Source organism: Pedobacter sp. KBW01, assembly GCF_003852395.1.
Lineage (GTDB): Bacteria > Bacteroidota > Bacteroidia > Sphingobacteriales > Sphingobacteriaceae > Pedobacter.
In genome coordinates this window covers 52,046-60,692 of sequence record NZ_QAJQ01000022.1, presented here as the reverse complement: position 1 = coordinate 60,692, position 8,647 = coordinate 52,046, and the positions used below count along the sequence as shown (strand labels likewise).

At 37.2% G+C, this 8,647-nt stretch carries 9 protein-coding genes; 5 read left to right on the top strand and 4 right to left on the bottom strand.

Translation table 11 applies throughout. The features are described from left to right. Nucleotides 1-1,680, bottom strand: a 1,680-nt coding sequence (locus DBR40_RS26755; RefSeq protein WP_158674094.1) for a tetratricopeptide repeat protein, incomplete at its 3' end; no start/stop codon positions are given. Nucleotides 1,681-1,843: 163 nt separating this feature from the next. Between DBR40_RS26755 and ribH the strand changes: the two genes are divergently transcribed. The 3 genes from ribH to ytxJ all read left to right on the top strand — a co-directional run bounded on the left by ribH (nucleotide 1,844) and on the right by ytxJ (nucleotide 2,990). Continuing rightward, nucleotides 1,844-2,335, top strand: coding sequence for a 6,7-dimethyl-8-ribityllumazine synthase (gene ribH, locus DBR40_RS20750; protein WP_090765761.1), 492 nt, complete (start codon nucleotides 1,844-1,846; stop codon nucleotides 2,333-2,335). Between the two features lie 112 nt (nucleotides 2,336-2,447). Next, nucleotides 2,448-2,570: a hypothetical protein gene (locus DBR40_RS27150; protein WP_255420130.1), complete on the top strand. Its 123-nt coding sequence runs from the start codon at nucleotides 2,448-2,450 to the stop codon at nucleotides 2,568-2,570. A gap of 87 nt (nucleotides 2,571-2,657) precedes the next feature. Continuing rightward, entirely contained in the window at nucleotides 2,658-2,990 is a 333-nt protein-coding gene (gene ytxJ / locus DBR40_RS20745) for a bacillithiol system redox-active protein YtxJ (RefSeq protein WP_124561665.1), read from the top strand. 223 nt (nucleotides 2,991-3,213) lie between these two features. On the opposite strand, the gene DBR40_RS20740 is transcribed toward ytxJ, so the two are convergent. From DBR40_RS20740 to msrA, 3 genes are all read right to left on the bottom strand, one after another. After that, a complete protein-coding gene (locus DBR40_RS20740) occupies nucleotides 3,214-4,731 on the bottom strand; it encodes a malate:quinone oxidoreductase (protein ID WP_124561664.1) in 1,518 nt (505 codons plus the stop codon). Nucleotides 4,732-5,209: 478 nt separating this feature from the next. Next, a complete protein-coding gene (locus DBR40_RS20735; protein WP_199748398.1) occupies nucleotides 5,210-5,563 on the bottom strand; it encodes a VOC family protein in 354 nt (117 codons plus the stop codon). Between the two features lie 72 nt (nucleotides 5,564-5,635). Continuing rightward, nucleotides 5,636-6,235 (bottom strand): peptide-methionine (S)-S-oxide reductase MsrA, encoded by a 600-nt coding sequence (msrA, locus tag DBR40_RS20730; protein WP_124561663.1) that lies wholly within the window; start codon nucleotides 6,233-6,235, stop codon nucleotides 5,636-5,638. Nucleotides 6,236-6,580: 345 nt separating this feature from the next. Between msrA and DBR40_RS20725 the strand changes: the two genes are divergently transcribed. Both DBR40_RS20725 and DBR40_RS20720 read left to right on the top strand, forming a co-directional pair. Next, the gene (locus tag DBR40_RS20725; protein WP_124561662.1) at nucleotides 6,581-7,543 is read left to right on the top strand and encodes an isopenicillin N synthase family dioxygenase; all 963 of its coding nucleotides are present in this window, start codon (nucleotides 6,581-6,583) and stop codon (nucleotides 7,541-7,543) included. 103 nt (nucleotides 7,544-7,646) lie between these two features. Beyond that, nucleotides 7,647-8,489 carry a DUF6929 family protein gene (locus tag DBR40_RS20720; RefSeq protein WP_124561661.1) on the top strand — a complete coding sequence of 281 codons (843 nt, stop codon included), beginning with the start codon at nucleotides 7,647-7,649 and terminating at the stop codon, nucleotides 8,487-8,489. The last annotated feature ends 158 nt before the right edge of the window (nucleotides 8,490-8,647 follow it).

Sequence of the window (8,647 nt, the reverse complement as noted above, 5' to 3'; positions counted from 1 at the left end):
TTTCAGTTCATCTTTCCCCAGTGTAACCAGTGCCCTCGACATGTTATTATTGATTTCATTAGTACTGGCATAACCTTTATCGTTAGTAGTAAGCAAAACACCATTAACATATTTCCGAATATTGTAATCGTACCTTTGTTGCTGGATTTTAACGTTTTTTAAAGGGGCGCCATCAATGAGCTGACTTACAAAGTATTCATGTTTATCAACATTAATCCTGTTGATTACTGCCATGGCGGTAACCTTAAAATTGACATTGCTGTAAACGGTATCCTTTTGTTCACGATTAATGGTTTGCGCAATCAAAGTATAATCATTAAAGTGTAAACCATCTATTTTATCAATTAAAGTGTGGGTTTGGTAATCACTTGCTTTCGGCACCACAACCCGCCACTCCTTTATTACCTTATTATCTTTTAAAAAAGCAAAAAACTCCTTTTTGTTATTAAACTGCTGGTACTCATTTTTAGACTCTGGTGTTTTAAAAAGCCTGAAATATACCGTATCAACATTTTTGTATGATAAGTGTAGTTGTGCAGCTTTATCAGGCTGTACATAAGCCCTGGTTTGAATGGTTAGCTGACTACTTTTTATCTGGTTGATTAAGTTAAGGGCATTTTTTGCACCTATACTTTTGGGATAACGATTAATTGCCTTTTCGGCTAAGGTCACAGCTGTTAAAAGATTTCCCTTATTGCTATCAACAGGTAACTGTGCATTTTTGTGAATTAAAGCCTGCTCATATAAAATATCGGCATAGACTTCGCTGCCTGTACTTTGCTCAGCCAAACGGTTTAAAGCCTCAGCGTAAGCTTCCTGATTGCCGCCCATAAAATACTGGTTTACAAAGATTAACCTTTTCAAATCAATATCAGCTAAAGCCGTGAGGTTGTTGTTGCTTTGATGAAATCTGATTAGTTTTTTAAACAATTGTAAGGCCTGTATTTTAAACAATGTACTATCTGTAGGCAATGCCATTGCTAAAAAATCTTGTGTATTGCCCAGTAAGTTAGGGTTGTTTCTATCCAGCAACTCATCATCGTAACCGGTAAGGTTAAGCTGGGTATTGCTAAAAACTTCAATGGCGCGGTGGGCCAGCAAATCGTAAAGAGTGGGCCTGAAATTCCGGTTGCTTTTATCGCCGGCTAAAACGGCATCTAAAACATCTACTTTGGTTTGTTGCAAAACATCAGCTTCGCTTAAGGAGAGCAGGTAATATTTTACCGTTTCATTGTTTAATTTTTTAATATCCCAGGTTTTAATATCATCGCCAATATTGCCCTGCACCTGTGTGCGTTGCATAATCTGCCAGTTATTTTCTCTCAGGTAATTCCAATAGATTTCGGCCAGTAATGATTGTAAAATACTTTTTTCGGGTTGTCTCGCAGTACTGATATCTTGCCGTAAATCGATCAGGATCTTATTAAAAGCGTCTTCTTCCAAATAGCCTTGAAACATCATGCGGTAGATAACCGATTTAATGATTAAAGGTGTATTATGTGTTTGGTGTGCCTCCAGACTAATTTTCTCTATTAAGGCCAGTGCATCTTTGGGTTGGGCGCGGTTAGCAATAGAATCTACCCGGTAAAAATCTTCGAAAGTATATTTCTGCGCCGAAACATTTAACGAAAGCAAAAATGCGCAGATTAGGGAGGCGAAAAAGCGTAAAGATAGATTCATAATTACATTGGGTTTTAATATAGATGGACGAGGATTACAAATTCCATAATTAATTATAATTTTATCTGATTCTGATACTAATCTAAGTATTAACTGATTAAATGTTACAAGCAATAAACATTAAGGTTTTTAACATTCGAAGCATAACCTTATCTTTGCATCCATGTCAACACAACTAAAAAATCTATCCGATTTCTCTCATACTACGGTGCCTAGCGGGGCAGACTATAAATTCGGCATTATTGTGGCCGAGTGGAATGCTGAAATTACCGGCGCTTTATACAATGGTGCATTAAAAACTTTGCTGGCCAATGGTGTAAAGGAAGAAAACATCGTTTCGCTACCTGTACCCGGCAGCTTTGAATTAACTGGCGGTGCCGAGATTTTATTGAGCAAAAGGAGTGATATTGATGCGGTAATCTGTTTGGGTTGTGTAATTCAGGGCGATACCAAGCATTTTGATTTCATTTGCGATGCTGTAGCACAAGGAGTAACCAATGTTGGCATTAAGTACAGTAAACCTGTAATTTTTGGTGTTTTAACTACCAATAACCTGGAGCAGGCGCAAGACCGTGCTGGTGGCAAACATGGCAATAAAGGCGATGAAGCAGCGATTACAGCCATTAAAATGGCCGATTTTTCTGCAAACATTTAACATTGCGTTTTAATAAAGTATTTGTAACTTAGAGATTTAATATTAATCCGATCTGCTTAAACAATCATGATTTTCATGAGCGCTTAAGCACTTTTGAAACAAACTTATACAGATGAAAAAAGTAGCCATTTTATTATTGGCGGTGTTTTGCACCATTACCATTTTAGAATCTTGTTCTTCTAAACTTTGTCCTGCATACGGATCTTATCCGGAAGGAAAACGCAGAAGAAACTAACCTCCTATTTCTTAATTCTCATATTCAGGTCATTTGCAGAACTTTATTTAATTGCAGGTGTTATTCTAAAAACAATAAAATATATTCATGAATTGGGTTAACTTAACTTCAGTAGAACAACTTGAAGAAATCAAAAACGCAAGTGGCTACAGCCTCATTTTTAAGCACAGTACACGTTGCTCGATTAGCCTGATGGCTAAAAAGAACTTTGAGTTTGATTGGGACGTAATTCCTTCGGATACTAAGCTTTTCTTTTTAGATCTGATTAGTTACCGCGATATTTCAAACCATGTTGCAGAAGTGTTTCAGGTAACACACCAATCGCCACAGATTTTATTAATTAAAGATGGCGAGTGCATATTAGAAGCTTCGCACAGCGATATCTCGGCAGAAGAAGTTGCAGAAGTGATTGCTGCCTAAATAATAAAAAAATTTGATAAAGAAAGGGTATTCAAGCGATTGGATACCCTTTTTTATTGATTGTTGCTCTACTGGTTGGTGTCCACACAAACCAACCTTACTCATCCATCCGTAGAGACGCTTCGCTGAACCCTGTGGACAGTATACGATCGCCGCATGGATAGAAAACAAAAAAGGCCTATGAATACACAGACCTTTAACATATGATTTTTTGTAGTATTGCTTAAGCAACTACAGTATTTTCAATTTTCAATATTTTAGAAGTTTTCTTTCTTGTTTCTTTGCAAAGATCTGAATCCTGTGCCAATGCTTTTCCATAGGTTGGGATCATTTCTCTGATTTTAGCCTGCCACTCATCAGTAGCTAAATCTTCTGCAAAGCAACGGTTTAGTAAATCGAGCATGATAGAAACAGCTGTTGATGCACCCGGAGAAGCGCCTAATAAAGCTGCAATAGAACCATCGGCTGCATTTACTACTTCGGTACCAAACTCTAAAATACCACCCTTTTTCTCATCTTTCTTAATTACCTGTACGCGCTGACCAGCATATTCCAGTTCCCAATCTTTCAATTCAGCAGTTGGTAAATATTCTTTCAATGCTTCCAGTCTATCTTCGGGCGACTGTCTAACCTGCTCAATTAAATACTTTGTTAAATCTAAATTGTGCAATCCAGCCGAAATCATTGGACGGATATTGTTAAACTTGATCGATTTTGGTAAATCTAAAAACGATCCGTTTTTAAGGAATTTAGTTGAAAAACCTGCATAAGGACCAAATAATAAGGCTTGCTTACCATTAATCATGCGGGTATCGAGGTGTGGCACCGACATAGGCGGCGCACCAACCGCAGCTTTACCGTAAACCTTTGCGTGGTGTTTTTTAATAATTTCTTCGTTGGTACATTTTAACCATTGTCCGCTAACCGGGAAACCGCCAAAACCTTTTCCTTCAGGAATATCAGATTTTTCTAACAATGGCAAAGAGCCACCACCAGCACCGATAAATACAAATTTAGCTACGCGTTTACGTTTATCGCCGCTATCCAGATCTTTTACCTTTACAATCCAGTTACCATCTTTGTTCTTTTTCAGATCGCGGATTTCGTGGTTGAAATGAAGATTAACATTATTCTGCTCTTTCAGGTTGTTAAACATATCACGGGTTAGTGTACCAAAGTTAACATCGGTACCCAGATCCATTTTTGTTGCAGCAACTTTTTCATTTTTTTTGCGGCCATCCATAATCAATGGTGCCCAGCTTTTTACCAGTTCGGTATCTTCGGTGTACTGCATATCGCTAAACAGATCGCATTGTGTTAATGCATCGTAGCGTTTTTTCAGGTAATCGACATTCTTTTTACCCCAAACAAAGCTCATGTGTGGAATGTTGCGGATAAAATTGCAGGGGTCGGAAACCAAACCCTTTGTTACTAAGTATGACCAAAACTGTTTAGAAACTTCGAAATGTTCGGCAATCTGAATGGCTTTTTTTGTTTCCACCGTACCGTCCTTCTTCTCGGGCGTGTAGTTTAATTCGCAAAAAGCAGAGTGTCCCGTTCCGGCGTTATTCCAGGCATCAGAACTTTCTGCTGCTGCAATATCTAAACGTTCGTAAATTTCAATGCTTAAATTAGGCTCTAATTGTTTTAATAAAACACCCAGGGTTGCACTCATGATGCCTGCCCCTATTAAAATTACATCAGCGTCAGTTTTACCAACTGTCTTTTTCTTTTTTGTCATCTTATTCTAAAGGAGTTACAAATTTAACACGATTTTAAACATCCTACGAATTTTAGGGCATTAAATCTGAAAAAAATTGCGTAAAAACGAGAAATACTTCCCTATTTTTAATTGCTTCTAATCAAATCTTAATCCAAAATTTCACCCAACCTGTATATTCATTAAAAAAGACATTCACTAAACAATAAGCTTCAATATTAATTTACTAAATACAACACTCCTTTCTTTGAGAAATTTATCATATTGCTTTTAAACACATTCATTCTTTAAAATTTTGATAAAGAATTTCAAAATCAACCTACAAATTCTGTCGAATCACCATTATTTACTTCGTTTTCTATCAAAATGATAGTTTTTCACATGCATCAATTTAGCATTAATGCAATCAAATTTTAATTTTAAGGCAGCGAACTGTTTGCAACGTTAAAAAATTCATAGAATCGACTAACTATGATTAGCAGAAAAATTGAAAGTGATACTAATCAATATGGCTTAAAATATTAATCAGTTTACCAAAGGGATCCCGGGTGTAAAACCTCCTTACACCCCAGGTTTCATTAACAGGACCATATTCGACAGGGAACCCTGCTGCTATCACTTTCGCCAATACCTGATCAACATTTTCTACCTCTATAGACAGATCGGGTGTTGCAGTACCCGAGCCGCCTTCGCTGGCAAAACTGATTTGTACATCCATTTTTTGCCCAACCGTACCATAGGTTGTTATCCAACCATGATCCATGAGTAAATCCAGACCTAAAATATCCTGATAAAAACGGGCTGCAACTGCAATTTCGGTGGCATCAATATTAACTACTATTCTTTTTACCATAATTAGGATATCAGTTGTTTTCAACAATGAAAAGCCCTGCAATGTTTATCACAGGGCTCTCTATTTCTATCTTTAATTTTTAAGTTTTGCCTTAAATACTTTTTCCAGTTTCTCTATTTTCGGGAGGATAACCAACCTGCAATAAGGTTCGCTTCCGTTTTTATTAAAATAATTCTGGTGGTAGTTTTCGGCAACATAAAAAGGCTTGGCAGCTTCTATGGCTGTAACCACTTTTTTGCCGTAGGCATTGGTTTTATTCAGTTCGGCTTTATACTTCTCGGCAGCTGCTTTTTGCTCTGCACTGTGGTAAAAAATAACCGAGCGATATTGAGTTCCACTATCAGCACCTTGGCGGTTTAGTGTAGTAGGGTCGTGACTTTTCCAGAATACTTCCAGTAAATCATCGTAAGAAATTACCATTGGATTGTAGGTAATTTCGAGTACTTCGGCATGACCTGTTGCACCAGTACAAACCTCTTCGTAAGTTGGATTGCTTAAAGTACCACCTTCATAACCCGATTTAACAGAGACTACCCCTTTTAAGCGTTGAAATATAGCTTCTGTACACCAGAAACAACCCATACCAAAGGTTGCCTTTTCTGTTTTCTTTCCTTGCGCCTGCACCTGGTTGATGGCACAAACGGCCAATAGTATTAAAATTATCTTTTTCATTTTGTGTTTATTGTTTTATCTATTGTGAGGCCATCCTAATTAGAACCGACTGTTCGACCAGAACCAATCATAATGGTTTCATTGTATTATTTAATTAGTCGTAAACAAATCCTTATCCTTACAACACCATTAAACTATTTAAAGCTAATTATACGAAATAAAACTGCCCGTAGTTTGCGAATAAATTATAATGGATTTAGTGTGACAATAGAACATTTCTTTGTCTTTTCTGTTTTTGTTAATAACTTAAAAAACTGTATATTAATTCATTAATAGTATATCATTGATGCAAAAATCAGTTATTAACAATTCTTTCTAAATTCGTACAACATTAAATTTAAAATTATGTCAACACCGTATATCCCTTGTTTAGATTTAGGCTCGTACATTAACGGCACCGAAGAAGAACGCAAAAAGTTTTCTGATGAACTGGGCAGAGCCTTTAACGATTCGGGCTTTGTAACCATTACCAACCATGGCCTGAGCCAGGAGTTGATTGATAAACTTTACGAAAACATTAAAGCTGCTTTTGCTTTACCGGTAGAAACAAAAAGGAAATATGAAAAACCCGAACTGGCTGGCCAACGCGGTTATACCAGTGCAGGGAAAGAAACAGCTAAAGGTGCTAAAACTCCTGATCTGAAAGAATTCTGGCAAATTGGTCAGGAGGTTACAGATGGCGATCCGGTTAAAAATGAATATCCGGATAACGAAGTTTTAACCGAATTACCCGATTTTAACCCGGTTACCAGCGAAATTTACAAGAAACTGGAAGAAAACGGAACACATTTATTACGTGCCATTGCTACTTATTTAGAACTGCCGATTAATTATTTTGACAAACATGTACACAATGGCAATTCGATTTTAAGGGGCATTCACTATTTCCCGATTGAAAATCCTGAAACTATTCCGGATGATGCTGTACGCGCTGGAGCACACGAGGATATTAACCTAATTACTTTATTAATTGGCGCCAGTGCCGATGGCCTGGAAGTTTTAACCCGCAGCAATGAGTGGTTACCGATTAAAGCGCACCATACCGATATTGTAGTAAACGTTGGCGATATGTTGCAACGCTTAACCAACAACAAATTAAAATCGACAACGCACAGAGTAGTAAATCCGCCACGCGAGCTGATGAAAACCTCGCGTTTCTCAGTCCCTTTCTTCCTGCACCCACGTAGTGACATGGATTTAACTAGTTTAGCTTCGACTATCGATACCGAACACCCGAAAGCCTATAGCGATATGACTGCTGGCGAATACCTGGATGAACGTTTGAGAGAAATTGGATTGAAAAAATAAAGGGATCGTCATTGCGAGGCTCGATTTTTCATCGAGACGTGGCAATCTTTTTCTAAAAATTTAAGCATCGGCTAAAACCGGTGCTTTTTTATTAATTTAAACGATGCATTCGACAACTTTAGCAATTTTTGCCGAAATTAATGGTATCGGCTCTGCCTCCGGGTTATTCCTTAGCAAAGATTTACTGTACATTATTGGCGATAATAGTGGCTATCTGAATGAATATAACATTAAAACCAGTCTGCTTCGAAAAATTCAAATTTTATCTGACCCCGGATTAAATTATTTGGAAAACATCCCCAAATCGTTAAAACCCGATTTTGAAATTCTTTGTCAGCATGGCGATAAATTGTACATTTTAGGTTCCGGCTCAACAAACAAAAGGAACCTGATGGTCGAATTCCATCTGAAAACGCAAGAGGTTATTCAGAGAGATCTCACCCACACTTACAACAAGCTCAAAACCATTGCCCATATAAACGACGAAAACTTTAACCTCGAAGGCGCAATTTATACCGGCACAACCTGGTTACTTTTTAACCGAGGCAACGGAACTGAGCAAAAGAACGGAATATTTATTATTGAAGAAGCTAATCTACCAGATGCTAGTAAAGCTAAATTCGTTGATTTTAAGCTTCCTAATATCAATCATATTGAATCCACTTTTACGGATGCTGCACTGGTAAAAAACGAAATATTTTTCATTGCAACTGCTGAAGATACCAGCTCAACCTATCAGGATGGCGAAATTTTAGGCAGTTTCATTGGCAGTATACATTTAGATACTTTAAACCTAACCTTTAGTCATAAAATACCCGGAAGCCATAAATTCGAAGGGATTACCTTTTTAATGCAAAGCAATGATAAGATTGAATTTCTACTTTGTGAAGACCGCGATATGGACGAGCTTAAAACTACAATCTATAAGTTAGCGCTAACCAAATAAACTTATATTTTAATTAAGATTCAAAGCGTAAATCGTACCTCAATGCCTCTAATTTTCTAGCAATTACTTAAATTGAAGCCTACTTTTCGACCACCTGAAACACCTTAGAACATCTACGTTTACTAGCCAACTTTTAATTCTTCAACAAACTCCTTACA

Coding starts and splice junctions, on each gene's coding strand:
- ytxJ (WP_124561665.1), top strand. CDS start 2,658: ATGAATTGGGTTAACTTAACTTCAGTAGAACAACTTGAAGAAATCAAA.
- DBR40_RS20735 (WP_199748398.1), bottom strand. CDS start 5,563: ATGGTAAAAAGAATAGTAGTTAATATTGATGCCACCGAAATTGCAGTT.
- DBR40_RS20725 (WP_124561662.1), top strand. CDS start 6,581: ATGTCAACACCGTATATCCCTTGTTTAGATTTAGGCTCGTACATTAAC.
- msrA (WP_124561663.1), bottom strand. CDS start 6,235: ATGAAAAAGATAATTTTAATACTATTGGCCGTTTGTGCCATCAACCAG.
- DBR40_RS20740 (WP_124561664.1), bottom strand. CDS start 4,731: ATGACAAAAAAGAAAAAGACAGTTGGTAAAACTGACGCTGATGTAATT.
- ribH (WP_090765761.1), top strand. CDS start 1,844: ATGTCAACACAACTAAAAAATCTATCCGATTTCTCTCATACTACGGTG.
- DBR40_RS27150 (WP_255420130.1), top strand. CDS start 2,448: ATGAAAAAAGTAGCCATTTTATTATTGGCGGTGTTTTGCACCATTACC.
- DBR40_RS20720 (WP_124561661.1), top strand. CDS start 7,647: ATGCATTCGACAACTTTAGCAATTTTTGCCGAAATTAATGGTATCGGC.